This is a genomic window from Paracoccus sp. S1E-3 (assembly GCF_013868135.1).
Taxonomy (GTDB): Bacteria; Pseudomonadota; Alphaproteobacteria; order Rhodobacterales; family Rhodobacteraceae; genus Paracoccus.
Window position 1 is genome coordinate 145,009 of record NZ_JACEMU010000007.1, and the last position, 23,498, is coordinate 168,506.

The window sequence follows — 23,498 nt, forward strand, 5'->3', positions numbered from 1 at the left end:
AGGGACCCCGCGATGAATTACGACGCCGCACTCGACCAGGCTATCGGCAAGCTGCATGATGAAGGCCGCTATCGCACCTTCATCGATATCGAACGCCGCAAGGGGGCTTACCCGCACGCGGTCTGGACCCGTCCCGACGGGACCGAACAGCAGATCACCGTCTGGTGCGGCAATGATTATCTGGGCATGGGCCAGCACCCGGTCGTGCTGTCGGCCATGCATGAGGCGCTGGATGCCACCGGTGCGGGCTCGGGCGGCACGCGCAACATTTCCGGCACCACCGTCTATCACAAGAAGCTGGAAAGCGAGCTGGCCGATCTGCACGACAAGGAAGCGGCGCTTGTCTTTTCCAGCGCCTATATCGCCAATGACGCGACGCTGTCGACGCTGCGCAAGCTGTTCCCCGGCCTGATCATCTATTCGGATGCGCTGAATCATGCCTCGATGATCGAGGGGATCAAGCGTTTCGACGGCGCCAAGCGCATCTTCCGCCACAATGACGTGGCCCATCTGCGCGAGCTGCTGGAGGCCGACGATCCCGAGGCCCCGAAGCTGATCGCCTTCGAATCGATCTATTCCATGGATGGCGATTTCGGCCCGATCGCGGCGATCTGCGATCTGGCCGACGAGTTCAACGCGCTGACCTATCTGGACGAGGTCCATGCCGTCGGCATGTATGGCCCGCGCGGTGGCGGCGTGGCCGAGCGCGACGGGCTGGCGGGCCGCATCGACATCTTCAACGGCACGCTCGGCAAGGCCTTTGGCGTGTTCGGCGGCTATATCGCTGCAAGCGCCAAGATGGTGGATGCGATCCGCTCCTATGCGCCGGGCTTCATTTTCACCACGTCGCTGCCGCCGGCGGTGGCGGCCGGGGCTGCGGCCTCCATCGCCTTCCTGAAAACGGCAGAGGGGCAGAAGCTGCGCGACATGCAGCAGCTGCACGCCCGCATCCTGAAGATGCGGCTGAAGGGACTGGGTATGCCGATCATCGATCACGGGTCGCATATCGTGCCGGTTCATGTCGGTCACCCGATCCATTGCAAGGCGCTGTCCGACATGCTGCTGAATGATTTCGGCATCTATGTGCAGCCGATCAACTTCCCGACCGTGCCGCGCGGCACCGAGCGGCTGCGTTTCACGCCCTCGCCGGTGCATACGCCCGACCAGATCGAAACCCTGGTGCACGGAATGGATGCGCTCTGGGCACAGTGCAAACTGAATCGTTCTGCTGCCGTAGCGTGACCTTGCTGACGGGGTGAACCCCTCTCGCGTCTGTGATAACCTTGTCTTAACTAAGGTGTGCAAAGTTGCGATTCGCGCAACATGCATGAGGCAGAGAATATAGGACAGGCGTTGATGATCGGGCTGCCGGCTAAATCGTCGTCACAACAGGGCCTCGGTTCCGAGGTCGATTTGGAGGGCATGGATTCGCCGTTGGGCGACATCATGCGGGGAGAGCGGGCGACGATGGGCAAGTCGTTGCTGGACGTGCAGCGCGAGCTGCGCATCCGCGCGAGCTATATCGCCGCCATCGAAAATTGCGATGTCTCGGCCTTTGACGCGCCCAGTTTCATCTCGGGTTATGTCCGGTCCTATGCGCGCTATCTGAAGATGGACCCCGACTGGGTCTTCCGCCGCTTCTGCGCCGAATCGGGTTTCTCGCCCACCCATGGCATGGCCCCCGCCGCCTCGGGTCCAAAGCCGCAGCGCCGGCCCTCCGACCCGGCCGAGGCGCTGGCGAATCCGCGTGCGCTGTTCATTCCCCAGCCCGAATCCTTCTGGTCTTCGGTTGAACCACGCGCGATCGGGTCTCTGGTGGTGCTGATCGCGCTGGTGACCGGGCTTGGCTATGGCGGCTGGTCGGTTCTGCAGGAATTGCAGAAGGTGAACCTGACGCCGGGCGATCAGATACCGGGCGTCACCGCCGCGCTCGATCCGGCCGAGGCGACCTCGCAGCCGATCCTGGAGGAGGGGGAGGATCTGGCCCTCAACCTGCCCCAGCCCGAGGGAATCGACCGCATCTATCGCCCTCAAGTGCTTGAAGTTCCGGTCTTGACGGCGCGGGATGGTCCGATCGCCTCGATCGACCCCGAACTGCCGCCGGCGCCGCCCGGCACCCTGATCGCGGCGCAGGACGCCCCGGCGGGTGGCGTGCCCCCCGTCGCCGTCGAGGGGGCGGGCCGGGTGCTGGCAAGATCCACCGATTACGGCCCGCAACTGCCTGCCGATCAGATGGCGGTGCGCACCGTCGCGCTGGATGCGCCCGAGCTGGAACTTCTGGCGGTCCGGCCTGCCTGGGTGCGCGTCACCTCGGCGGATGGCACGGTGCTGCTGGAAAAGACCATGGATGCGGGCGAGCGGTTTGCCCTCCCCAAGCTTGAATCGCCGCCGGTGCTGCGCGCGGGCAATTCGGGCGCCATCTATTTCGCCGTCAATGGCCGCACCTATGGCCCCGCCGCGCCGGGCGCGCAGGTGGTCAAGAATGTCGAGCTGTCACCCGCCAGTCTGACCGCCAGATATGTCTTTGCAGATCTGTCGAAGGACGAGGATCTGAAGAAGATGGTCGCCATGGCCTCGGCCGATCCGGCGCTGATCCAAGGCGATGCGGCCGATTCGCAGCCGGTCCCATTGGGGCAGCAATAACCCGCAAGCGATGGATATTCATGCAGAAAGGCCCATGCTTCTGGCACGGGCCTTTCTTCCTAAGCGCTCAGCTCGCAGGGGTTCAGATCGCAGTTGAATGCCCGGTTGCCGCCATGTCATAGGCGTCCAGCCGATGGGCGATCATGCGTGTCAGCGGGCGCGCCTGCAGCGGGATCTCCAGACTGCCGTCGGGGGCGATCCGCACCATGGATCCGAAATGAGCGGCGATCGGGGCGAAAAGCTGCGTCAGCGCCTCGGAGCCGAGACCAAAGCGCGCGCCCATCTCGGCAGCGTCGATGCGGAAATCGCACATCAGCGCCTCGATCATGCGGGCGCGCCACTGATCTTCGGCGCTGAACACATGCCCGCGCGTGACCGACAGCCGCCCCTCGCGGATGGCTTTGGTATGGGCGCCGGTGGCGGGTGCGTTCTGCGCGAAACCCTGCGGATAGCGCGAGATGGAGGACGCCCCCAGCCCGACCAGCACTTCGGCCTGATCTTCGGTATAGCCCTGGAAGTTCCGCTTCAGCCGCGCAGCCTTCTGGGCCGTGGCCAGACCGTCATCGGGACGGGCGAAATGGTCGATGCCGATCTCGGCATAGCCATCCGCCAGGAACAGCTTGCGCGCGGTATTGAACAGGTGCAGCCGCGCCTCGGGCGAGGGCAGCGCCTCGGAAGGGATCATCACCTGTCGCTTGGCCATCCAGGGCACATGCGCATAGCCGTAAAGCGCCACCCTGTCGGGCGACAGCGCCAGCAGCTTCTGCACCGAATCGGCGATCCGCGGACCATCCTGATGGGGCAGCCCGAACAGGATATCGGCATTGACGCTGGCCACGCCACGGGCGCGGATCATCTCGACCGCTCTGGCAGTGATCTCGAAGCTCTGGTCGCGGCCGATGGTCTTCTGGATCTCGGGGTCGAAATCCTGCACACCGATGCTGGCGCGGGTCAGCCCGGCCTCGGCCAACGCGTCCATGCGGGCATCGTCGATCTCGTTCGGGTCGATCTCGACCGAAAACTCAGCCCCTTCGGCCAGCGGAAAGGCCGCGAAGACGGCGCCGGCGAGGCGGCGCATCATGTCGGGCGGCATCAGCGTGGGTGTGCCGCCGCCCCAATGCAGTCGGGACAGCCGGATGCCGGGGGCCAGATTGGCCTTCAACAGCTCCAGCTCGGCCAGCAGCACATCTGCATAGGCGCGCACCGGATCATCCGATTGCGTGCCCTGGGTGCGGCAGGCGCAGAACCAGCACAGCCTGCGACAGAAGGGCACATGCATGTAAAGCGAGATCGCCGAACCCGCCGGAATGGCGGCCTGCCAGACGGCGACTTCGTCTGGCCCCACCGCAGGTTTGAACTGGGTGGCAGGCGGATATGAGGTGTAGCGCGGCACACGTGCGTCAAACAGGCCCAGCCGCGAGAGTTGCGATTCCTGTGTCATGGGCGTAACAATACGACTTCCTACAGGATAGCTCATTGATGCATGTCAAGTTGAACCCGGTCGAAAGGCCCTCGACACAGGTAACGCTCAGTTGCGACGACTGCCCGATCCGTTATCGGGCAGTCTGCGCGAATTGCGAAGCGGGCGATCTGGAGCGGCTGGAAGCGGCGAAATACGACCGCAGCTATCAGGCCGGGCAGGTGATCGTCTGGGCAGGGGAGCGGATGGACTTCGTGGCCTCGATGGTCAGCGGCGTGGCCAGCCTGACGCAGGCGCTGGAAGACGGGCGCACCCAGATGGTGGGCCTGCTGTTGCCCAGCGATTTCCTGGGCCGTCCGGGCCGCGAAACGGCCCCTTATACCGTCACTGCGGTGACGGACGTGTCGCTGTGCTGCTTTCGCCGCAAGCCTTTCGAGGAGATGATGGCGCATAATCCGCGCCTTCCCGCCCGGCTTCTGGAAATGACCCTGGACGAGTTGGACGCCGCCCGCGAGTGGCTGATGCTGCTGGGCCGCAAATCCGCGCGCGAGAAGATCGCCTCGTTCCTGTCCATCCTCGCCCGCCGCGAGGCATCGCTGCGGCATGAGCGTCCCAGCGGCGAGATCGAATTGACCCTGCCGCTGACGCGCGAGGCCATGGCCGATTATCTGGGACTTACGCTGGAAACGGTCAGCCGGCAGATGTCGGCCCTGAAGCGTGACAAATTGATCGAGCTGCGCGGCAAACGCGGCGTGGTGCTGGTCGATTACGAACTGTTACTTAGCGAAAGCGGCGACGACGCCGATGGCGGTCTGGTGCACTGATCAGCGCCAGCGACGGCGATTGGCCTCGATCGCGGCGATGCGTTTTTCCACATGCGGGTGTGACAGCAGCCAGGCTGGCGCGACGTGTCCGCGCGCGCCGGTCAGCTTTTCCAGCTTGCGAAACAGCGAGACCTGAGGTTCGACCCCGATGCCCGACTTGACAAGCAGGGCAGTCGCGAAGCGGTCGGCCTCGAATTCGTCCTGCTGCGACAGGCGCGCGGCTATGGCGCTCAGCATCAGACCGATCAGCCACGGCCCGATGAAGGGCAGAAAGCGCCCAACCGTCATCAGCAGGACCGAGCGAATGACATTCTGCCCCGCAAAATCGATCATTCGCCGCTTGCTGTGGCCATGGGCGACATGGCCCAGTTCATGCGCGACCACGCCCGAGATCTCCTCGGGCGTGACCTCGCCCTTTTCCATCCGGTCCAGAAAACCGCGGGTGATGAAAATGCGCCCGTCCGGCGCCGCCAGTCCGTTGACGGCGGGAATTTCATAGACATGCGCGCGGATGCGCGGCAGCTCCATCGCCGCGCCCAGACGATCCAGAAGCGGGTTCAGCCGGGCGTCGTTCAGGGGCGTCGAACGCTCGTTCAACTCGCGCTTCAACCGCCAGACGGAAAAGAACCACATGGCAAGCGCATAGGCGAGGATGAGCAGAAGCGGCAGGAATTTGACCATGTCCCAGATGTGGGCCAGCCGTCGTCGTCGATCAAGGGCAAAGCTTTGGGGATGTTCAGATCTTGGTCCCCTGAACAGCGAGGAGGGGACGAGCGTTCCTCGCCTCTCTCCGGCGCGCAAATACCTTGCCTGCGCGTCAGCCCAGCAGCCGCATCGCGCGGGTCAGGCCGTCCAGCGTCAGCGGCATCATCCGGTGGCCGGTGATCTCGTCGATCATGCGGATCGACTGGGTATATCGCCAGTAATTCTGCGGCACCGGGTTCAGCCAGACATGATCTGGCCAGGTTTCCAGCGCCCGCTTCAGCCACAGCTCGCCCGGTTCGGCATTCCAATGCTCGTTGGCGCCGCCCGGCACGGCGATCTCATAGGGCGACATCGAGGCGTCGCCGACGAAGATGCATTTATAGTCGCGCCCGTAACGGTTCAGGATGTCCCAGGTCGGCGTGGTTTCGGTCCAGCGGCGGCGGGAATCCTTCCAGACCGATTCATACAGGCAGTTATGGAAGAAGAAGTGCTCCATATGCTTGAACTCGGCGCGCGCGGCCGAGAAAAGCTCGTCCACGATGCGGATATGGTCGTCCATCGACCCGCCGACATCCAGAAACAGCAGCACCTTCACGGCGTTTCGCCGCTCGGGCCGGGTCTGGACGTCGATAAAGCCGTGATCGGCGCTGGCGCGGATGGTGGCGGGCAGGTCGAGTTCTTCGGCCGCGCCATGACGCGCCCATTGCCGCAGGCGTTTCAGCGCCACCTTGATGTTGCGCGTGCCAAGCTCGACGCTGTCGTCGAAATCGCGGAACTCGCGCTTGTCCCAGACCTTCGCGGCCTTGCGGTGGCGCGATCCTTCCTGTCCGATCCGCACCCCTTCCGGGTTATAGCCATAAGCGCCGAAGGGCGAGGTGCCCGCGGTGCCCACCCATTTGTTGCCGCCCTGATGACGCCCCTGTTGTTCGGCCAGCCGCTGACGCAGCTTTTCCATCAGCGCCTCGAAACTGCCGGTGGCCTCGATCTCGGCCTTCTCGGCATCGGTCAGCAGCTTTTCGGCCAGCTTTTCCAGCCAGTCGCGGGGCAGGTCGATCTGGTCCACCAGCGCCCCGATGGGGATCTGTTCTACGCCCGCGAAGCTTTCCGCGAAGGCGCGGTCGAAGCGGTCGATATGGCGTTCGTCCTTCACCAGTGCACTGCGGGCGAAGTGATAGAAATCATCGACATTCGCGCCTGTCACCCCGGCGGCCAGCCCGGCCAGCAGGTCGAGATATTCCCGCAGGCTGACCGGCACGCCCTGACGACGCAGGCTGTCGAGGAAGGGCCGGAACATCGTTCAGGCCACGGCGGACCGGGCGAGGAACACCGTCACGATCAGCCCCGCCACCATCAGCGCCAGCATATGCGCGAAGGCCCATTGCAGTCGGTCCTTGGTATTGCCGCCGACGCGCCCGGCGCGGAACCAGCCCAGAGCGAAGCCCAGAATCATGCAGGCGAAAATGATCATTGGGCAGGCTCCGTTTCGGTGTCGACAGGCAGGGCCGGGTCAGCGGCCGGGGCAGGGGTTGCAGGCGTGGCGCCGCTTTCGGCGGGCAGATCAGGCGTTTCGGTCGCCGCGTCGGCAGCTTGCGGGCCGGGTGGCGGGGCAACCCCGGATGCGGCTTCGGATGCGTCGGGGCCGGGGCCTTCGGTGGCGACAGGGCCGGGCTGGCTCAACCGGTTCTGGTCCCATTCGCCCGAGGCGATCTCGCCGGTCGCATAGCGCATGACGCCCTGGCCCTGGCGCTTGCCGGCCACGAAATTGCCGGTATAGGTGTCACCCGTCGCATAGGTGGCGACGCCTTCGCCGTCGATCTCGCCGCCTTTCCAGCCGCCTTCATAGATGAAGCCGTCGGTGGTGGTCAGCTTGCCCTGACCCTCGCGCAGGCCAGCCACGAATTGCCCGGTATAGACGGTGCCGTCGGGGTAGGTGGCCTGCCCCTTGCCATCGCGCTGCCCGGCCTTCCATTCGCCATTATAGACATAACCGTCGGGATAGGTCATCCGGCCCTGGCCCTCGATCCGGGCATCCTTGAAGCCGCCCTCGTAGATCATGCCATTGGCGTAGGCTGCGCGACCCTGACCCTGGATGACGCCCGCCTGCCAGTCGCCTTCATAGGTGGCGCCGTCGGGATAGGTGATCTTGCCGGTGCCATCCGGCTGGTCGGCGGCCATCTGGCCTTCGTAGACCGATCCGTCGGGATAGGTGATCTTTCCCGTGCCCTGCATCTGCCCGGCGACCCACGAGCCGGCATAGACATAGCCGTCCGTGCCGGTGAAGGTGCCGGTGCCGTCGCGCTTGTCGTCGCGGAACTGGCCTTCGTAGACATCGCCATTGGCATAGGTGGCACGGCCCTCGCCCTCGCGCTTGCCGGCGCGCATCTGGCCTTCGTAGCGGTCGCCCGACTGCTGCACCAGCGCGCCCCGGCCCGACATCTGGCCGGCCTCCCAGACGCCATCATAGACGAGGCCGTCCGGCATGGTCAGCTTGCCACGCCCGGCGCGCTGCCCGGCGAGCATCTGGCCTTCATAGACCGCGCCATCGGGATAGGTGATGCGGCCCTGGCCTTCCTTGGCGCCGTTCACCCAGTCGCCGTCATAGCGGTAGCCGTTGGGCTGGGTCAGCACGCCCTTGCCGTGATGCATGGCATTCTGGAAGCCGCCCTCGTAGCTGGCGCCATTGGCGTATTTCGCCACGCCCTGTCCGGTGATCTGGCCGTTCACCCAGTCACCCTCATAGGTGCCCCCATCGGCATAGGTGATCTTGCCCTTGCCGTTGGGTTTGCCCTTGGCGAAGGTGCCTTCATAGACCGACCCATTAGGGAAGCGCGCGCGCCCCTGCCCGAGGATCTCGCCCTCGACCCAGTCGCCTTCATATTCGTAACCCGAAGGCAGCGTGTATTTGCCGCGCCCGTGCTGTAGCCCGCCCCGGAAGGTGCCGGTATAGACGCCGCCATCGTCATAGGGCTTGGTCACGACATTGCCGGGGGCCGCCCCGGTCGGGATGTTCGTGTCCTGCGCCAATGCCGGCGCCGCCATCGCCAGAATGGCCGCCGCGAGTGCTGCCTTCATGCCCGCCTCCGTTCTTTGCCACCCCGTTTAACCGAGAAGGACCCGCAGCGCAAAGCCTGCCGTTCCCCTCGGCTGCGGGCTGCGCTATGGCTGGCGCAGGCGAATGAGGGAATGACCATGACCGACAAGATCCGCATCACCCTGGCGCAGCTGAACCCGACGCTCGGGGATCTGGAGGGCAATGCCGCGAAGGCGCGATCCGCATGGGAAAAGGGCAGGGATGCGGGGGCCGCCATCGTCTATCTGCCCGAGATGTTCATCACCGGCTATCAGACCCAGGATCTGGTGCTGAAAAAGGGATTTGTCGATCATGCCGTGGCCCAGGTCGAGGCGCTGGCACGCGAATGCGCCGACGGCCCGGCGCTTGGCATCGGCACGCCCTGGCGGTCCGAGGGCAAGCTCTATAACGCCTATTTCATCTGCGAAGGCGGCCAGATCACCGCCCGCGTGCTGAAACACGAACTGCCGCACAAGCAGTTGTTCGACGAAATGCGGCTGTTCGATGTCGGTCCGATCTCCGGCCCCTACAGCATCGGGGGCGTGCGTATCGGCAGCCCGATCTGCGAGGATGCCTGGTGGCCGGATGTGGCCGAGGCGTTGGAGGAATCGGGTGCGGAAATTCTGGTGGTGCCGAACGGCTCGCCCTATCACCGCGGCAAGCTGGACCTGCGGATGGGCCATATGGTCGCCCGCGTGGTCGAGAACCGGCTGCCGTTGGCCTATCTGAACTCGGTCGGGGGGCAGGACGACCAGATCTATGACGGGGCGAGTTTCGTGCTGAATCCCGGCCCCGATGGCGGCGCCGAAAAGGTTGTGCAGTTTCCGCCCTTCGACGAGGTGGTCGAGCATGTCGACTTCATCCGCACCGGCAAGGGCTGGCGCGCTCTGCCGGGACGGATGGACGATCAGCCCGACGAATGGGAACAGGATTACCGCGCCATGATGACGGGCCTGCGCGATTATCTGCGCAAGTCCGGCTTCAAAAAGGTCGTGCTGGGCATGTCGGGCGGGATCGATTCGGCGCTGGTGGCGACCATCGCCGCCGATGCGATCGGGCCGGAGAATGTGCGCTGCGTGATGCTGCCGTCCGAATATACCTCGCAGGCGAGCCTCGACGATGCGGCGGATGCGGCCGGACGGTTGGGGGTGCGGCTGGATACGGTGAAGATCGACGGTGCGCGCGATGCCGTTTCGGACGCGCTGGCGCATCTGATGGAAGGCACCAAACCGGACGTGACCGAGGAGAATATCCAGTCCCGCCTGCGCGGGCTGATGCTGATGGCGATTTCCAACAAGTTCGGGGAAATGCTGCTGACCACCGGCAACAAATCCGAGGTCGCGGTCGGCTATGCCACCATTTATGGCGACATGGCGGGCGGCTATAACCCGATCAAGGACCTGTACAAGACCCGCGTTTTCGAAACCTGCCGCTGGCGCAACAGCCATCATCGCGGCTGGATGATGGGACGCAAGGGCGAGGTGATCCCGCCCCAGATCATCACCAAGCCGCCGAGCGCGGAACTGCGCCCCGACCAGAAGGACAGCGATTCGCTGCCGCCCTATGACGTGCTGGATCAGATCCTGTTCGGGCTGGTCGAGGAGGATCTGTCGCTGAAGGATCTGGTGGCGCGCGGCTTCGACGCGGCGACGGTGAAGAAGGTGGAGAAGCTCCTTTATGGCAGCGAATGGAAGCGCTATCAGGCCGCGCCGGGGCCGCGGATCTCGACCAAGGCCTTCTGGCTGGACCGCCGCTATCCGCTGGTGAACCGCTGGCGGGATGAGTTGTAGACCCTCCGCGGGACAGGCCCACGATGGGGACGGCACCCCCGGGGCCGTCCTTTCAGCAATGATCCGTGAAAAACTTCTCCAGATGTCTGGCAACGGCGTCGGGGGCTTCTTCGGCCATATGATGGCCGCTCATGATCCTGGCCTCATAGACCAGTCGGTCGGACCAGTCCGCCCATGGCTCTGCCGGATCGCCGTAGAGATGTTCCATATCGTCCAGGGCCGACCACAAAAGCCCCAATGGACATGCAAGACGACGCCCCGCCTTTTTGTCCGCTGCATCATCGGCATGATCGAATTCCAACCCGGCCCGGTAATCCGCCAGCATGCCGCGCACCACGGCGGCGTTCCGGGTGGCGGCAAGATAATCAGCCCGGTTGGCCTTTCCGCGCGCGGCATCCGGCGGGTACCACAGATCGGGATCCGCGCGGATTGCGGCCTGTGCCTTTTCGCTCTGGGCAAAGAAAAACCAATGCCACCAGGCTTTCGCAAAACGCCAGTCGGCGCGAGTCAAAGCCTCGTAGATCGGAACGCCGTCCATCACGACAAGGCACGTAACACTTTCAGGAAAATCCATCGCCAGCCGGAATGCACGGTAGGCACCACGATCATGGCCGGCCACGCCGAATCGCTGATAGCCGAGGGCGGACATGCAGGCGTGCAGGGCCTTCGCCTTTGCACGTCCCGAACTCTGCGCCACCGTTATCGGCTGATAGCTCTGCCCGAAGCCGGGCAGGTCCGCGCAGACGACGGTGAACTTTCGGGCAAGCGACGGGGCCACCTCATACCAGGTGGTATGGGTTCTCGGATGCCCATGCAGAAGAAGAAGGGGGAACCCGGACCCGCCGATGCGCAGGCGGATCATCCCGGCGGGCGTCTCGACCCGCTTTTCTGCAAAAGTTCGGAAAAAATCGTCAGCCATGGGGTCATCGGCGCTGGGTTTCTCGCACGCGAAACCTCGGATCACCCCAGATGTTCCGCCGCTTGCCAAAGTTCGCCTTGCAATGGGCAAATCGCCGACAACGCGCGAACCCTTCCCTGGAACCGCGCACCGGTGTCAAAGCATCCTGTGTGAAATGCCCCATGCCCCATGTCCCATGTCCCATAATTTTTCGCCGCCTTGACCCCTGCCGCGAAACCCCTCATATCCCCCTTGCGCGGATGGCCGGATGACCGCGGCGAAAGTCGAGGAAAGTCCGGACTCCATAAGGTGACGGTGCCGGGTAACGCCCGGCGGGGGCAACCCCAGGGAAAGCGCCACAGAGAACAGACCGCCTGTGCCCGCACAGGTAAGGGTGAAACGGTGGGGTAAGAGCCCACCGGGGCGGTGGCAACACGGCCCGCATGGCAAGCCCCACCGGGAGCAACGCCGAATAGGGATCTCGCGCCGGCAACGGCAGCGCCACCTTGCGCCAGAGGTCCGGGTTGGCGGCTTGACGCGCGCAGTAATGCGCTGCGCAGAGGAATGGTCATCCAGAGGGGCAACCCTTGGACAAAATCCGGCTTACAGGCCATCCGCGTGTTTCGTTCAGGTCGATGAAAGGTCGTCCATGGACGGGTCATGAGCCGCCGGGCGATCTGTACAACTGAGCAAGGAAAGTCACCAAAAATGTCTGATCAGAAAGATACAATAGATTGGGGAAAGATACTGCCAGAGTACAAGTGGATGGCGCGAAACAGCCAGTTCCGCGGCGTCAACAGAGTAGCACTTTATAAGAAGAAGCCTGTGAGACGCGGAGGGAAGTGGTTTAGTGCGGACGAAACTCGCGGCTGGCGTGATGTAAGAAAGTCAGACAATTTCAGGATGGGAACCTGCGATTGGTCGGAAAGCCTGGTTGAACGACCTGATTCATAAAGCGGCCAAGCGACCATCAAAAATGCGCAAGCCATTGCTCCGCAGCGTGATGGGTGCCGGTCGGTTTCACCTTCCGTGACGATCTTTCGCGCGGTAGGCAATGATATGGGAAGATTTTTGCCCCTGTCCGACCGGACCGCCGGCCCCGGTCCGCCGCTCTGACGTTCCTCCGCAGTTCCCAGCCGTCGCCGCCCTGCCGTCCTCCGTCAGCCACGCCGGGCGCGGCTGTCCTCCGGTGCTTCTCGCGCCGGATGACGCTTTTGCGCAGCGCGAAGTCGTAATTCTCAGGCCCCAACGGATCGGCGCCCAACCGCGCGCGGTCAGCTTCGTATGCCGCAAGACTCGGGATGTTGTGGACGCCTTAAGACAGCGTCGCGGACCCCTCATGCGGGGCGTGATCGCCGATGAGGTCGGGGCCATTTCGTGGAAGGCATCGCCTCAATTACGGGCATGGTGCTCAAACTGGGCCTTCCCCTCGGATCGATCCGATAGCGGATTCGGCAGTCGGCATGGGATCCCCAGAAGCCCATCGCCGGCCTCTAACCCGTTGCCACATAATAATGTTACGACTATCATCGAAATATGAAGGACGGCCCCGACATCGCTCGTATCGCCGCGCTGATCGGTGACCCCGCCCGCGCCAACATGCTGATGGCGCTGATGGAGGGGGGGGCGCTGACAGCCACCGAACTGGCCCAGATCGCGGGCGTCACGCCGCAAACCGCCAGTGCCCATCAGGCGCGTCTGGCCGAGGGCGGATTGATTCGCCAACGCAAGCAGGGCCGCCACCGCTATGCCGAACTGGCCTCGCCGCAGGTGGCCGCCGTGCTGCAAGCGCTGATGGGTCTGGCCGCGGCCAGCGGCCATCTGCGACAGCGCCCCGGTCCGCGCGACGCCGATCTGCGTCGCGCGCGCATCTGCTACGATCACCTTGCGGGCGAGATGGGCACGCAGATGTTCGATGCGCTGCTGGCGCGCGGCCACCTGATCCGCCGCGACGAGGAACTCGACCTGAGCGAGGAGGGCGCGGCTTTCGCGCGGGAATTCCTTGGCTCCGATCCCGAGCCGCAGTCGCGCGCGCCCCTGTGCCGCGAATGCCTGGACTGGAGCGAGCGGCGCTCGCATCTGGCGGGCCGTCTGGGACGGGCGATGCTGGCGCGGATGATTGCGCTCGGCTGGGCGCGGCGCGTCGAGGACAGCCGGGTGATCTGCTTCACGGGCGAGGGAGAAAGGCAGTTTCAGGCGTTGTTTTCCAGTTGACACCACGGGCCGGGACGCTAAAAGGCGGCTTCCAAGACATTTCGCGGTGGCCCTTCCGGCGCCGCCGCAGCAGGAGCAAGAACAATGGCGAAGCCGACGACGATCAAGATCCGTCTGAACTCGACGGCCGGGACCGGGCATTTCTACGTCACCAAGAAGAACGCCCGCACCATGACCGAGAAAATGACGGTCAACAAATACGACCCGGTTGTGCGCAAGCATGTCGAATACAAGGAAGGCAAGATCAAGTAAGATCGCGCCCTCCGTTGGACTGAATGAACCGCGCCCCGGCGCGGTTTTTTCATGTCGACGCGGTGAAGTGGATATTTGTACCAGAGTGAGACCTTCATTCTGGTTCAAATATCCCCGCCGGAGGCAGCTGGCGTCTATGCGGAAAAGCGCTTGCGCCGGCACGCGCTCAGCAGGGCCGCGAATGCCGCCATCAGCACCGGCCAGTTGCCGAGCCGCATCCAGGGCGTTTGCGGCAGCGGCGCGGGCAGGGCGGCGTCGATATGGCCGGTGGCGCCCAGCGGAAGGTCGGCGGTGATGCGACCCAGCGGGTCAATGGCGGCGGTGATGCCGGTATTGGCGGCACGCATCAGCGGCAGGCCCGATTCGATGGCCCGCAGACGCGCCTGCGCCAGATGCTGATAGGGGCCGGAAATGGTCCCGAACCAGGCGTCATTGGTCACCTGCAGCAGCCATTCGGCGCCCGACACGGCGCGCAGGTGCTGAGAAAAGATCGCCTCATAGCAGATCAGCGGCTGCACCGGCGGCAGTCCTTGCGGGGTCATCACCTCCGCGCCCGGTCCGGCGGTGTAGCCAAATCCCTGCTGGGCGGCGAAGGCGCTGATGCCCAGCCGCGACAGCGCATCACCCCAGGGGACATATTCGCCGAAGGGAACGAGGTGGAACTTGTCATAGGTCTGGGTGACGGCGCCGCCCGGTGCGACCTCGACCAAGGCGTTGAAATAGCGGGAACCCTCGGCGCGCTGAATACCCATCAGCACGGGCGCCCCGGCAGCCTCGCTGAGGACGGGCAAGGCTTCCGCCGCCTGATTCAGCAGGAAGCTGACGGCGGTTTCGGGCCAGATCACCGCATCTGGCCGCGGGCCATCCGTGGGCGCGGCGCTTTCCGTCAGCAGCCGCTCCCAGAAGATCTGCGCCCATTCGGGGTTCCATTTCAGCGCCTGCTCAGCATTGGGCTGAACCAGCCGCAGGACGATGCCGCGGTCCGAGACGGGCGTGTCCAACCGGTTCAGACCGGCGACCCAAAGCGTGGCGACCAGCAGCGTTGACAACACCAGTCCCGGCCAGGCGCTGCGCGGTTTGAAGGGCGAAAGCCGCCAGAAGGCCAGCGGCAGGGCGGCCGTGCAGACGGTAATGGCCGACAGGCCGATGGCGCCGATATAGGCTGCCGATTGGGCCACAGGCGTGCCGACCCAGACATGGCCCAGTTGGGCCCATGGCAAGCCGGTGAAAATCCAGCCGCGCAGCCAGTCCGACAGCACCAGACCGGCACCGAAAGCCATGGCGCGGCCCTGCCATCCCGGTGCGAAACGGCCGGCGATCCAACCGGGCAAGGCCCAGAACAGGCCGCCCCCGATCGCCAGAAAGATCAAGGCGAAGGGCGCCATCCAGCCGTAGATTTCGGGTTCGATCAGGAAGGGCTCGACGATCCAGCTCATCGCGAGGGCGAAATAGCCGGCCCCCGCCGCGCCCGCGCGCCACGCGGCGATCCGGCCATTCGCGGCCCGGCCGACCCGCCAAAGGATGGCCGCGAGCGCGAGCAACGTCGCCGGCCACAGCCCCCAGGGTGCCTGCCCAAGCGCGGCAATGGCGCCAAGCGCGATATCGCCGGCCAGGCCGAACAGCACCCGGCGCTGCGGAGCGGCGGCGATCATGGCGGCGTCGTCAGCCTTCGGCCGCGTCCGGCGCCACCTCAGGGGCCGGGGCTGGCGCCTTGCGGGCGCGGGGACTGCGCTTTTTCGGGGCGGGTTTGGCTCTGCCTTCGGCCTCGGCCGGCGCTTCCGCAGGTGCCTCGGCGGCCTCGGCGGCTTTGGCCTTGCTGCTGCGCCGCGTGGCCACCTGTTTGCGCTTGACGGGTGCCTCCTCGGCGGCGGCATCGGCCGCAGTGTCGGTGCTCGCCCGGGCGACCTCGCCCGTTTCAGCCGGCTTGGATGCGGCCGCCTTGCGGGAGCGGCTGCGCGTGGCCTTGGGTTTGGCCGCGACCGTCGGTTCCTCCTCCACCGTTTCAGGCGCGGCGGCAGGGGCGGCATCTTCGGCCGGGGCGATGGTCTCGGCGACGACTTCGATGGCGATTTCGGTCACGACGGGTTCGGAGGTCCCGGCTTTGCGGCGGCTGCGGGTCCGCGTGCGGGCGGGCTTGATCTCCTCCGCAACGGTTTCGGGGGCCGCCTCGATGATCTGCTCGGCCTCGGCCCGCTCGATCGCCTCCTCGGTCGCGGCGAGGGCGGCTGCGAAGCTTTGCAGCATGAATTCGGGTACATGGTCGCCCATGCCGCGCACGGCGCTGCCATGGTCGCGACGGTCGCCCCGGCGCCGATCACTGCCGCGATCCTCGCGGATGTCGGCGGCGCGGCCCTCGGGGCGGCGATCGTCGCGGCCCCCACGACGATCATCGCGGCGATCATCGCGCCGATCATCCCGGCGGGGCTCCTTGCGGTCGTCGCGGCGATCTTCGCGGCGGTCGTCCTGGCGTGGGGCTTCGGTGCGAACCTCCTCGCGCTGCGCATCGCGGGTGATGGCCTCGGCCTGGGTCTCGGCGCGGGGGGCGTCCTCGCGGCGGTCGCCCCGGCGCGAGCGGCTGCGCGATCCCTTGCCATTGCGAACTTCATCGCGGCGCGGGCGGGGCGCCTGCGTGGCGGCATCCGACAGCGCGAAGCCTTCCGGGGCGGCGACGCGGGGCAGGGCGTGTTTCACCAGATGCTCGATGGCGGTCAGATATTTCTCATCCGCGGGCGTCGCAATGGAATAGGCGGTGCCCTGACGGCCGGCGCGCCCGGTGCGCCCGATCCGGTGGACGTAATCCTCGGCATGGCTGGGCAGATCGAAGTTGAAGACATGGCTGACGGCCGGAATGTCGAGGCCCCGCGCCGCCACGTCCGACGCGACGAGGAAACGCAGCGAGCCGTCGCGGAACGCATCGAGCGTGCGCATGCGCTGCGACTGATCCAGATCGCCGTGAATGGGTGCCGCGTCGAAACCGTGCGCTTTCAGCGACTTGGCGACGATATCGACTTCGGTCTTCCGGTTGCAGAAGATGATGGCGTTTTTCAGCGCATCGCCTTCGGCGACGATCAGGGCACGCAGCAACTCGCGCTTCTGCTTGGCGGTCTGGTCTTTGCGCGTAGGCGTGATTTCGACCAGATTCTGGGTGATCGTCTCGCTGGTGGTGGCCTGCCGCGCGACCTCGATCCGTTCCGGCGTGTGCAGGAAGGTGTTGGTGATGCGTTCGATCTCGGGCGCCATGGTGGCGCTGAAGAACAGCGTCTGGCGGGTGAAGGGGGTCAGCTGGAAAATCCGCTCGATATCGGGGATGAAGCCCATGTCGAGCATCCGGTCGGCCTCGTCCACGACCATGACTTCGACGCCGGTCAGCAGCAGCTTGCCGCGTTCGAAATGGTCCAGCAGCCGGCCCGGCGTGGCGATCAGCACATCGACGCCGCGGTCGATCAGCTTGTCCTGCTCGCCAAAGCTGACGCCGCCGATCAGCAGCGCCTTGGTCAGACGGGTATGCTTGGCATAGGTGTCGAAATTCTCGGCCACTTGGGCGGCCAGTTCCCGCGTCGGGCACAGCACCAGCGAGCGCGGCATCCGCGCACGGGCCCGGCCACGCGACAGGCGGGTGATCATCGGCAGCGTGAAGCTGGCGGTCTTGCCGGTGCCGGTCTGGGCGATCCCCAGCACGTCGCGGCCTTCCAGCGCGGGGGGAATCGCACCCGCCTGAATCGGCGTGGGCGTTTCATAGCCCGCTTCGGCCACCGCCTTGAGAACCTTGGGATCGAGTTTCAGATCGGAAAATTTGGTCATTTGCGTCCATTTGCCGCGCGTTTTGCGCAGATGAAAAAATGGGACGCCGTTCCACGCCCCTCGTCTGTTCGCCGGATGCGAACGCGGGTTGCCTAGCGCAATAGCCCCCAGCCGTCAATCTTAACAGAAAAAACCGCAAGCTGCAGCGAGACTTGCATCAAAAGCGGAACAGAATCGGCGCAGTAGTGGTTGCGCCCCGATTGTCGTGCGGATTGACCTAAGGATTTTGAATGGCTGTCTCCTCCGAAACCGGGCTGAGCCCGGTCGAGGCCTTCGCGCTTGTCGGTGTCGTCGGCGTCGGCGCGCAGTGGCTGGCATGGCGCTTCCGGCTGCCGGGCATCGTGATGATGCTGACCGCGGGCCTGATCCTCGGGCCATTCACCGGCATCTTCGTGCCCTCGCGCGATATCGGGCCGCTGGTCGGGCCGATGATCTCGCTCGCCGTGGCGGTGATCCTGTTCGAAGGCGGATTGACGCTGAATTTCAAGCAGTTGGAGGATGCCGCCCCAGCGGTGCGACGGCTGGTCGTGATCGGCGCACCGCTGGGTTGGCTGCTCTCCTCGCTGGCGCTGGCGCTGATCGCGGGGCTCAGCTGGCAATCGGCCATCGTCTTCGGCGGGGTGATGATCGTCACCGGGCCGACGGTGATCGCGCCGCTGCTGCGGGCGGCTCGGCTGCACAACCGGCCCGCGCAGATGCTGCAATGGGAAGCCATCGTGAACGACGCGGTGGGGGCGCTGGTGGCGGTGATCGCCTTCGTCTGGGTGATGGTCAGCCAGCAGGAACTGGGTGCGGTCGAGGCGCTGTGGACCGTGGGGCGCGGCATCGGCTTCGCCACGCTGGTCGGATTTGGCGCCGGGCTTGCGGTGGTCAAGGCGTTCCGGGAATCACTGGTGCCCGAATACATGAAGGTGCCGATGCTCTTCGTGCTGGTGCTGGCGGCCTTCGCGCTGTCGGATTCGGTGCTGCACGAATCCGGTCTGCTGGCGGTGACGGTCATGGGGCTGATCATCGCCAATGCCGATCTGCCCTCCTATACCGAGATCTACCGCTTCAAGGAGCAGGCGACGACGCTGCTGCTGTCGGGGGTGTTCATCCTGCTCGGCTCCAACGTCAAGCTGTCGACACTGAACCTGCTGGACTGGCGCTCGGGCCTGTTCATTGCGGCGGTGATCCTGCTGGTGCGGCCGGCAACGGTGCTGATCTCGCTTGCGGGAAGCCAGATCCCGATGAAGGAGCGGCTTCTGGTCGCCTTCACCGGCCCGCGCGGGGTGGTGCTGCTGGCCATTTCGGGGCTGTTTGCGGAACGCCTCGTCAGCGAGGGGATCGAGGATGGCGCGGTGCTGGCACCGCTCGCCTTCGCATTGGTGGTGGCGACCGTGGTGCTGCATGGCTTTACGCTGAAACCGGTTGCCGCGCGCCTCGGCCTGACCTCGGGCGGGGCGCCGGGGGTAATCATCGTCGGCGGCTCGGCCTTCGCCGCCGGGCTGGGGAGGGCGCTGGAAAATGCCGACGTGAAGGTGCTGGTGACCGACCCCAACCGCGGCCAGCTGCGCGCCGCGCGCGAGGCGGGCCTGCCCACCTATTACGGCGACATCCTGTCCGAGGCCGCCGATCACGGCGTCGAGTTCATCGCCTATTCCACGATCCTCGCGGCCTCGGACAATGATGCCTACAACACGCTGGTGGCGACCGACCTTGCGCCCGAATTCGGCCGCGACGCCATCTGGCAGGTCGCCCGCGCGCGTGAAGATCACGCCCGCCACGCGCTGCCCAGCCAGTTGGGCGGCCAGGCGCTGAATGGCGGCCGCACGCTGGCGCAATATCTCGACCTGCTGGCCGAAGGCTGGACCTTCCGCACCACCCGCCTGACCGAGGAATATACGCTGGAGAAGTGGCATGCCGCACGTGAAGGCGCGCTGCCGCTGGCGGTGATGCGCGATGGTCGGATGTGGTTCGTCGGCCGCGACGAGGAACTGTCGGGCCGCCCCGGCATGCGCATCATCTCGTTGATCCCGCCCGAAATCGCGGAACGGATCCGCCGCGAGGCCGAGGAAGCGGCAAAAGAACGCGAGGCCGCCCGCGCCCTGCGCAAGGGCGAGGATGATCCCGGCGAGTCGGACTGACAGCTACCTCTGACGGTCACGCGAATGTCCGGCGCCGCGCCGCGCGGCGCTTGCCAACCCCCGGCAGCCTGCGGCACTCTCCCCGAAAATGCGGAGGACTTCATGCGTTTTCTCTTGTCCACGGTTGCCATCATCGTCGCCGCGCCCGCGCTGGCGGACACGTTTGAAACCCCCGCTCCGGTGAGGGCGGCGACACTGTATCCCGATGGCGCCAGCGTGACCCGCGAGGCCCGGCTGGACCTGCCTGCGGGTGCGCATCAACTGGTCATTCCGGGCCTTCCCGCCGACACCGACCCCGCGAGCCTGCGCGTGGCGGCGGAAGGGGCTGTGATCGGCGCGATCAGCCTGCAGACGGGCCGGGCATTGCCTGACGGCGCGCCCGAAAGCCAGGCCATCAAGGATGCCCGCGCCGAGGTCGATCGGCTGGAGCGCGTGCTGCGTGACCGCGATGCTGCTGTCGCCGCGATCCGCGCCGAGGCTGACGCGTCGGAGGATCTGCTGTCCTTCCTGCGCACGCTGGCCAGTTCCGACAATGCCGCCACCGGCGATGTGGCGGGGCTGACCGATATGGTGGCGGCGCGGATGCTGGCCGCCCGCCGCGCCGGGATCGAGGCCGAGACCCGCGCCCTTGCCGCCGAACAGGGCCGTGCCGAGGACGAGCGTCTGCTGAATGACGCCAAGGCCCGTCTGGCAGCCTTGCAGACCCCGCAGGGCGATCAGGCCGCGCTTGTGCTGGCTGTTGAAGGGCAGGGCGTGCCTGCCCGGATCACGGTGACCTCGAATGCCTATAATGCCGGCTGGAGACCGGTCTACGACCTGCGGCTGGACCAGCAGGCCGGCACGCTGGTGCTGGAACGCGGGCTGATGGTGGCGCAGAGGACGGGCGAGGATTGGTCGGATGTGGCGCTGACCATGTCGACCAGCCGCCCCTCGGGGCAGTCGACGCCCAGCGAGGTTTATCCGCGCATGGTCAGCGCCTATGATCCCAGGGACCGGATGGCACGGACCGCTGCACCGGCACCGGCGATGAAAGAGGAGAGCTTTGTCGCCCCGGTGACGGAAGTCGAGCCGGTCGTGCTGGATGCGGCCACCGTCGATTTTCAAGGCGCGACAGCTGTTTACCGCTATGGGGCGCCGGTCGATCTGCGCAGCGGCGTCGATGCACTGCGCCTGAAGCTGGACAGCCGCGATCTGCCGCTGGACGCCCTGGTGGCCGAGGCGGTCCCCGCCTATGACGAGGTCGCCTATCTGGTTGCCGACACGAAAAACCCGCTGGCCGAGGTGATCCTGCCCGGCCCCGCGACCTTGTATAATGACGGGGTCATGGTCGGAGAGATGGATCTTGAGCTGACGGCAGCGGGCGACGAAATTCATGTGGGCTTCGGCCCCGTCGACGGGATCGTGCTGGATCGCCGCACCCCCGACCGCGAAAGCGCCGAGGGCGGCCTGATCCGCCGCGATGCCTCGCAGACAGAAACTGCCGTGCTGGAGGCAAAAAACCTGACCGGGCGCGACTACAGGCTGCGGCTGATCGACCGGGTGCCGGTGTCGGAGCAGAAAGAGGTCGTGGTGGATTGGAACGCCTCCGTCGATCCGACCGAACAGGACCCCGATGGCAAGCGGGGTGTGCTGGTCTGGGAAAGCGATCTGGCGGCGGGCGCCACGCAGGAAATCACCCTGGAAACCCGGATCCGCTGGCCGGATGGCTATGTGCTGAGCGACTGATCCCCTGCCCGGAACGGAGGCCATGCCCGGAAGGTGGGCCGCGCATGGGTTCTCGGGGTTGCGTGCTGTGGGTGTCGCGGTCTGGCAGGGCGCGTCCCTGATCAGGCGGGCTTGTCGGCAATCGGCAGCGCGCCGGCCTCAGCGCCGCGCTTTTTCCAGCGGCGGTGAACCCAGAACCACTGTCCCGGATTGGCGCGGATCTGCGCCTCCAGATCGTCGTTCAGCGCCTGCATCATGTCCTGCGGCGTGGAATGGGCGATGGGCTCGCGGACCTCGACCTTGAAGCTCAGCCCATCGGGCTGGCGCACCCCGGCGATGGGGATCAGCAAGGCATCATAGCGCAGCGCCAGCTCGGCCGGGGTCAGCACCGTCCGCGAGGGGATGCCGAAGAACTCCAAAGTCGCGCCGTCATGGATGAACTGGTCGAAACCAAGGGCCAGCATGCCGCCCCCGCGCAGAAATTTCAGCATCGATGCGAAACCCGAGCGGCCGCGCGGAAAGATCGGCTCGGCGATGGCGCGCATGGCGGGGATGTAATGGGCGTTGAAGGCCGGGTTGTTCATCGGCCGATACAGCGCCCCCACCGGCCAGTCGCGCGCCGCCAGTGCCGCCCGCATGGCGTCGTAATTGCCGAAATGCGCGCAGGCGAGGATGACCGGACGGTCGGTGGCGGCGGCTTCCTCCAGCGCGGCAAGGCCGGGGCCGGTCAGCGGATCATGGTCGCGGATGCGGGCGGTGAATTCCTCGCCCGAGTAGATCTCGGCCATGGAGCGGCCGGCATTGTTCAACACCTCGCGGGCGATCCGCTTGCGGTCGGCTGCGGACAGATCGGGCATGGCGAGCGCCAGATTTTCGCGCGCCCGCCGCGACCAGCCCGCGACAGGACCCAGCACATGTGAAAAGAACCAGCCTACCAGCGGGATGCGGCGGTCGTAGGGCAACAGCCGCGCCAGCCCCATGACGCCCAGAAAGGCCGCATTGGCGATACGGTCGGTGAATTCGATCGGGTCATCCTCGGACCGGCGCTTCTTCCGGCGCCTGCCGCTTGCGGGTTGGCTGGGGGCCGTCTGCGTCGGGTCCTGATGCAGCTGGTCGTCATTCATGCCGGGGCACTTCCTTTCGCGCGGTCCTGTTCTCTCGGGACCAGATATAGAGGCCCGCGATCACGATGATAACCGCCCCGGTCACCGTCCAGCGATCGGGCAGGACGCCCCAGAACAGCCAGCCCCAAAGCGCCGCCCAGATCAGACTGGTATAGCCGAACGGCGCAATGGCCCCGGCCTCGGACAGTGAAAACGCATGAACGATCAGCGCCTGCGAGGCCGCGCCCAGCAGCCCGATGATCACAAACGCCCAGAGATGGTCCATCTGCACCGGCTGCCAGAAGAAGGGCACCAACAGGCTGGTGGCGATGCTGCCGACCAGCACCGACCACACCACCGATGTCGCCAGCGTGTCGGTGCGCGCCATCCGCGTCAGCAGCGCCCCCGCCGCATAGGTGAAGGCCCCGATCAGGGGCAGGATGGCGGCTGGGTGGAAGACCCCCAAGCCGGGCCGGATGATGATCATCGCCCCGACCAGCGCGGCGACGATGCCGAGAATGCGCCGCCAGCCGATCTGCTCGCCCAGAAACAGTCCGGCGCCCAGGGTGATGAGCACCGGGTTGATGTCCATGATCGCGGTCGCCTCGGCGATGCCGATATATTGAAGCGATGTGAAAAACAGCGCTGCCGAGGCCAATTGTGCCAGCGCGCGCCCGAATTGCACCCCCGGTCGGCGCGATCGCAGGCTGGGCAGGAAGCTGGCGCGGAAATACAGCGCCACCACCACCAGATTTCCGATATAGCGCGCCCAGATCACCTGCGGGACCGGGTAATACTGGCCCAGATATTTCGCCGTGGCATCCATCAGCGTGAACAGGAAGATCGCCAACAGCAGGAACAGGATCCCCTGTGCCTGCTCGGGGCTGGACGTGCGCATCTGTGTCGCACTGGGCATCAACAGGAGAAAACCGCAGCGATGTCAAATCG

17 protein-coding genes, 1 other RNA gene and 1 pseudogene are annotated in these 23,498 nt (G+C 65.7%); 9 read left to right on the top strand and 10 right to left on the bottom strand.

What is annotated here, in order from left to right:
* Nucleotides 1-12 precede the first annotated feature (12 nt).
* On the top strand, nucleotides 13-1,242 hold the full coding sequence (gene hemA / locus H1S04_RS11685; RefSeq protein WP_181745760.1) for a 5-aminolevulinate synthase: 1,230 nt from the start codon (nucleotides 13-15) through the stop codon (nucleotides 1,240-1,242).
* A 114-nt stretch (nucleotides 1,243-1,356) separates the two neighbouring features.
* Nucleotides 1,357-2,643, top strand: a complete 1,287-nt coding sequence (locus tag H1S04_RS11690; RefSeq protein ID WP_370470445.1) for a helix-turn-helix domain-containing protein — start codon at nucleotides 1,357-1,359, stop codon at nucleotides 2,641-2,643.
* 82 nt (nucleotides 2,644-2,725) lie between these two features.
* Here the strand turns inward: H1S04_RS11690 and hemN are convergent, their stop codons facing one another.
* On the bottom strand, nucleotides 2,726-4,084 hold the full coding sequence (hemN, locus tag H1S04_RS11695) for an oxygen-independent coproporphyrinogen III oxidase (RefSeq protein WP_181745761.1): 1,359 nt from the start codon (nucleotides 4,082-4,084) through the stop codon (nucleotides 2,726-2,728).
* A 38-nt stretch (nucleotides 4,085-4,122) separates the two neighbouring features.
* On the opposite strand from hemN, the gene fnrL reads away from it, so the two are divergent.
* Nucleotides 4,123-4,887, top strand: a complete 765-nt coding sequence (fnrL, locus tag H1S04_RS11700; protein WP_181745762.1) for a transcriptional regulator FnrL — start codon at nucleotides 4,123-4,125, stop codon at nucleotides 4,885-4,887.
* Here the strand turns inward: fnrL and H1S04_RS11705 are convergent, their stop codons facing one another.
* The 4 genes from H1S04_RS11705 to H1S04_RS11720 form a co-directional block, all read right to left on the bottom strand.
* Nucleotides 4,888-5,568, bottom strand: coding sequence for a M48 family metallopeptidase (locus H1S04_RS11705; protein WP_181745763.1), 681 nt, complete (start codon nucleotides 5,566-5,568; stop codon nucleotides 4,888-4,890).
* A 136-nt stretch (nucleotides 5,569-5,704) separates the two neighbouring features.
* A complete protein-coding gene (locus H1S04_RS11710) occupies nucleotides 5,705-6,886 on the bottom strand; it encodes a VWA domain-containing protein (RefSeq protein ID WP_181745764.1) in 1,182 nt (393 codons plus the stop codon).
* Between the two features lie 3 nt (nucleotides 6,887-6,889).
* Nucleotides 6,890-7,060: a hypothetical protein gene (locus H1S04_RS11715; RefSeq protein ID WP_181745765.1), complete on the bottom strand. Its 171-nt coding sequence runs from the start codon at nucleotides 7,058-7,060 to the stop codon at nucleotides 6,890-6,892.
* Complete coding sequence (locus H1S04_RS11720; RefSeq protein WP_181745766.1) at nucleotides 7,057-8,664, bottom strand: 2-isopropylmalate synthase; 1,608 nt, start codon at nucleotides 8,662-8,664, stop codon at nucleotides 7,057-7,059. Before H1S04_RS11720 ends, H1S04_RS11715 begins: the two co-directional genes overlap by 4 nt.
* A 117-nt stretch (nucleotides 8,665-8,781) precedes the next feature.
* Between H1S04_RS11720 and H1S04_RS11725 the strand changes: the two genes are divergently transcribed.
* The gene (locus H1S04_RS11725; protein ID WP_181745767.1) at nucleotides 8,782-10,452 is read left to right on the top strand and encodes an NAD+ synthase; all 1,671 of its coding nucleotides are present in this window, start codon (nucleotides 8,782-8,784) and stop codon (nucleotides 10,450-10,452) included.
* A gap of 52 nt (nucleotides 10,453-10,504) precedes the next feature.
* On the opposite strand, the gene H1S04_RS11730 is transcribed toward H1S04_RS11725, so the two are convergent.
* Complete coding sequence (locus tag H1S04_RS11730) at nucleotides 10,505-11,371, bottom strand: alpha/beta fold hydrolase (protein ID WP_181745768.1); 867 nt, start codon at nucleotides 11,369-11,371, stop codon at nucleotides 10,505-10,507.
* 235 nt (nucleotides 11,372-11,606) lie between these two features.
* Between H1S04_RS11730 and rnpB the strand changes: the two genes are divergently transcribed.
* The 3 genes from rnpB to rpmG all read left to right on the top strand — a co-directional run bounded on the left by rnpB (nucleotide 11,607) and on the right by rpmG (nucleotide 13,816).
* Nucleotides 11,607-11,972, top strand: an RNA gene (gene rnpB / locus H1S04_RS11735) — RNase P RNA component class A.
* 914 nt (nucleotides 11,973-12,886) lie between these two features.
* The gene (locus H1S04_RS11740; RefSeq protein ID WP_181745769.1) at nucleotides 12,887-13,564 is read left to right on the top strand and encodes a helix-turn-helix transcriptional regulator; all 678 of its coding nucleotides are present in this window, start codon (nucleotides 12,887-12,889) and stop codon (nucleotides 13,562-13,564) included.
* 84 nt (nucleotides 13,565-13,648) lie between these two features.
* On the top strand, nucleotides 13,649-13,816 hold the full coding sequence (gene rpmG, locus H1S04_RS11745) for a 50S ribosomal protein L33 (protein ID WP_011750518.1): 168 nt from the start codon (nucleotides 13,649-13,651) through the stop codon (nucleotides 13,814-13,816).
* A 134-nt stretch (nucleotides 13,817-13,950) separates the two neighbouring features.
* Here the strand turns inward: rpmG and lnt are convergent, their stop codons facing one another.
* Both lnt and H1S04_RS11755 read right to left on the bottom strand, forming a co-directional pair.
* Nucleotides 13,951-15,468 (bottom strand): apolipoprotein N-acyltransferase, encoded by a 1,518-nt coding sequence (gene lnt / locus H1S04_RS11750; protein WP_181745770.1) that lies wholly within the window; start codon nucleotides 15,466-15,468, stop codon nucleotides 13,951-13,953.
* A 487-nt stretch (nucleotides 15,469-15,955) separates the two neighbouring features.
* Nucleotides 15,956-17,617 (bottom strand): annotated as a pseudogene (locus tag H1S04_RS11755) (DEAD/DEAH box helicase); the annotation flags it as partial.
* A 230-nt stretch (nucleotides 17,618-17,847) separates the two neighbouring features.
* On the opposite strand from H1S04_RS11755, the gene H1S04_RS11760 reads away from it, so the two are divergent.
* Together H1S04_RS11760 and H1S04_RS11765 are read left to right on the top strand one after the other, a co-directional pair.
* Nucleotides 17,848-19,743 carry a sodium:proton antiporter gene (locus H1S04_RS11760; protein WP_181745772.1) on the top strand — a complete coding sequence of 632 codons (1,896 nt, stop codon included), beginning with the start codon at nucleotides 17,848-17,850 and terminating at the stop codon, nucleotides 19,741-19,743.
* A gap of 102 nt (nucleotides 19,744-19,845) precedes the next feature.
* Nucleotides 19,846-21,468 (top strand): DUF4139 domain-containing protein, encoded by a 1,623-nt coding sequence (locus tag H1S04_RS11765; protein ID WP_181745773.1) that lies wholly within the window; start codon nucleotides 19,846-19,848, stop codon nucleotides 21,466-21,468.
* A 101-nt stretch (nucleotides 21,469-21,569) separates the two neighbouring features.
* Here H1S04_RS11765 and H1S04_RS11770 read toward each other — a convergent pair whose 3' ends face one another.
* The gene (locus tag H1S04_RS11770; protein WP_181745774.1) at nucleotides 21,570-22,571 is read right to left on the bottom strand and encodes a lysophospholipid acyltransferase family protein; all 1,002 of its coding nucleotides are present in this window, start codon (nucleotides 22,569-22,571) and stop codon (nucleotides 21,570-21,572) included.
* Nucleotides 22,564-23,448 carry a DMT family transporter gene (locus tag H1S04_RS11775; RefSeq protein WP_255435592.1) on the bottom strand — a complete coding sequence of 295 codons (885 nt, stop codon included), beginning with the start codon at nucleotides 23,446-23,448 and terminating at the stop codon, nucleotides 22,564-22,566. Before H1S04_RS11775 ends, H1S04_RS11770 begins: the two co-directional genes overlap by 8 nt.
* Between the last annotated feature and the right edge of the window lie 50 nt (nucleotides 23,449-23,498).

Bases quoted from the DNA above. Each gene is read 5' to 3' on its own strand.
- hemA (WP_181745760.1), top strand. From the start codon at position 13: ATGAATTACGACGCCGCACTCGACCAGGCTATCGGCAAGCTGCATGAT.
- H1S04_RS11690 (WP_370470445.1), top strand. From the start codon at position 1,357: ATGATCGGGCTGCCGGCTAAATCGTCGTCACAACAGGGCCTCGGTTCC.
- hemN (WP_181745761.1), bottom strand. From the start codon at position 4,084: ATGACACAGGAATCGCAACTCTCGCGGCTGGGCCTGTTTGACGCACGT.
- fnrL (WP_181745762.1), top strand. From the start codon at position 4,123: ATGCATGTCAAGTTGAACCCGGTCGAAAGGCCCTCGACACAGGTAACG.
- H1S04_RS11705 (WP_181745763.1), bottom strand. From the start codon at position 5,568: ATGGTCAAATTCCTGCCGCTTCTGCTCATCCTCGCCTATGCGCTTGCC.
- H1S04_RS11710 (WP_181745764.1), bottom strand. From the start codon at position 6,886: ATGTTCCGGCCCTTCCTCGACAGCCTGCGTCGTCAGGGCGTGCCGGTC.
- H1S04_RS11715 (WP_181745765.1), bottom strand. From the start codon at position 7,060: ATGATCATTTTCGCCTGCATGATTCTGGGCTTCGCTCTGGGCTGGTTC.
- H1S04_RS11720 (WP_181745766.1), bottom strand. From the start codon at position 8,664: ATGAAGGCAGCACTCGCGGCGGCCATTCTGGCGATGGCGGCGCCGGCA.
- H1S04_RS11725 (WP_181745767.1), top strand. From the start codon at position 8,782: ATGACCGACAAGATCCGCATCACCCTGGCGCAGCTGAACCCGACGCTC.
- H1S04_RS11730 (WP_181745768.1), bottom strand. From the start codon at position 11,371: ATGGCTGACGATTTTTTCCGAACTTTTGCAGAAAAGCGGGTCGAGACG.
- H1S04_RS11740 (WP_181745769.1), top strand. From the start codon at position 12,887: ATGAAGGACGGCCCCGACATCGCTCGTATCGCCGCGCTGATCGGTGAC.
- rpmG (WP_011750518.1), top strand. From the start codon at position 13,649: ATGGCGAAGCCGACGACGATCAAGATCCGTCTGAACTCGACGGCCGGG.
- lnt (WP_181745770.1), bottom strand. From the start codon at position 15,468: ATGATCGCCGCCGCTCCGCAGCGCCGGGTGCTGTTCGGCCTGGCCGGC.
- H1S04_RS11760 (WP_181745772.1), top strand. From the start codon at position 17,848: ATGGCTGTCTCCTCCGAAACCGGGCTGAGCCCGGTCGAGGCCTTCGCG.
- H1S04_RS11765 (WP_181745773.1), top strand. From the start codon at position 19,846: ATGCGTTTTCTCTTGTCCACGGTTGCCATCATCGTCGCCGCGCCCGCG.
- H1S04_RS11770 (WP_181745774.1), bottom strand. From the start codon at position 22,571: ATGAATGACGACCAGCTGCATCAGGACCCGACGCAGACGGCCCCCAGC.
- H1S04_RS11775 (WP_255435592.1), bottom strand. From the start codon at position 23,448: ATGCGCACGTCCAGCCCCGAGCAGGCACAGGGGATCCTGTTCCTGCTG.